Source organism: Agreia sp. PsM10, from assembly GCF_030433855.1.
Classification (GTDB): Bacteria; Actinomycetota; Actinomycetes; order Actinomycetales; family Microbacteriaceae; genus Agreia.
The window spans coordinates 1-1,434 of the sequence record NZ_JARUXC010000031.1 but is presented as its reverse complement, the minus strand read 5'-3'; the positions used below and the strand labels follow the sequence as shown (position 1 = coordinate 1,434).

Below are 1,434 nucleotides of genomic sequence, written 5' to 3'. Positions count from 1 at the left end.
TGGACTGGTCCCGGATTGCTGGACTGGCCAATTGAAAGTCTAGGCCGCGAGGGCCTGGGTCCGGTATTGCACCGGGCTCATGCCCTTGAGCGTTTCCGAGATGCGATCGTTGTTGAACCAAGCGATGTAGTCGTTGATCGCGATCTCGAGGGCGTCGATGGTGAGGTGGTGAACATGGTGGAAGGCTTCTTCTTTCAGGTGGCCGAAGAAGTTTTCCATCACGGCGTTGTCGTAGCAGTTGCCTCTACGGGACATTGATTGAGTCGCCCCGGCTTCGGCGAGGAGGCTCCGCCACGAAGCGTGCTGATACTGAAATCCTTGATCGGAGTGCACTATCGGTGTTTCCCCGTTATCGAGTGTGGCCAAGGCTGCTCGAAGGGAACTGCTGGTCAGCCCTAAGTTCGGGGATCGGCTTATCGAATGCGCGATGATCTGCCGGTTGAACAAATCCATCACCGGGGAGAGATAGAGCTTCTCGTCGCCGATGCGGAACTCGGTGACGTCAGTGACCCATTTCTGGTTCGGAGCATCAGCCGTGAATTGGCGCTCAAGCAGGTTCGGTGCCGTATTCCCCACCTCACCCTGGAAAGACACGTAGCGGCGTCTGCGTCGAGACGGGCAGCGGAGACCGAGTTGCCGCATCAATTTCAGCACCGTCTTCTTCGCGACCTGCCAGCCTGCCGCGACCAGCTTCAGGTGAACCCGACGGTGCCCGTATCGGGCTTTGCTGTCGGAGAAGATCTGAGCGATGGCGGTTTTCAGCTCGGCCTGCGGGTCCGGGGCGAGGAGGCGGGCCTGGTGGTAGAAGAACGTCGACCGGGCAAGTCTGGCGACGTCCAAGAGCACATCCAGGCGGTGTTCGGCCTTGAGGGAGACGACGGCGCGGACTTTCAGCGTCGTTGTTGCGCCCTCAAGGCCCGCGCTTTTCCCAAATACGCGACCTCGGCGCGTAGACGCTCGTTCTCGCGTCGCAACTGCTCTAGCTCAGCCGGCTCCCGCACGACCGCGTCCCCCAGAGGGCGGCGCCCCTTTGGCTTGGGACGTAGCCCGTCTTCGCCCTCGTTGCGGAAGATGCGGGCCCAGGTCGCGACAAGCTGCGGCGACGACAGGTCGAACTCCCGAGCGAGTTCGAGCTTCGTCTCGCCAGCGAGATACCGGCCCACGATCTCGAGCTTGCACTCGAACGAGAACGACCGCTTAGTCGGTTTATCCACCAGCGCTGAACCTCCCCAGAGTTGCCACCGGCCATACAATTTCCGGACCGGGTCACGGCCAACAGCCAGATGAGTCGACACGGCCGCCGATCCCCATCCACTTTCAAACAACGCTACCGCGCCCTCACGCTGCCGCTTAGACAACGAACTTCGACCACGCAAAACTGCTCCCCAGAAGTTGAGACTGAATTTCTCAGTCCAACTTCCGGGGAGCGGTTCA

The 1,434-nt window shown here is 60.8% G+C and carries 2 protein-coding genes; both read right to left on the bottom strand.

Annotated features, from left to right (window positions below; genetic code table 11):
* Window positions 1-39 precede the first annotated feature (39 nt).
* Window positions 40-852, bottom strand: a complete 813-nt coding sequence (locus QCD70_RS18975) for an IS3 family transposase (protein WP_301219180.1) — start codon at window positions 850-852, stop codon at window positions 40-42.
* 38 nt (window positions 853-890) lie between these two features.
* On the bottom strand, window positions 891-1,434 hold a 544-nt coding region (locus QCD70_RS18970; RefSeq protein ID WP_301219177.1), incomplete at its 5' end, for a helix-turn-helix domain-containing protein.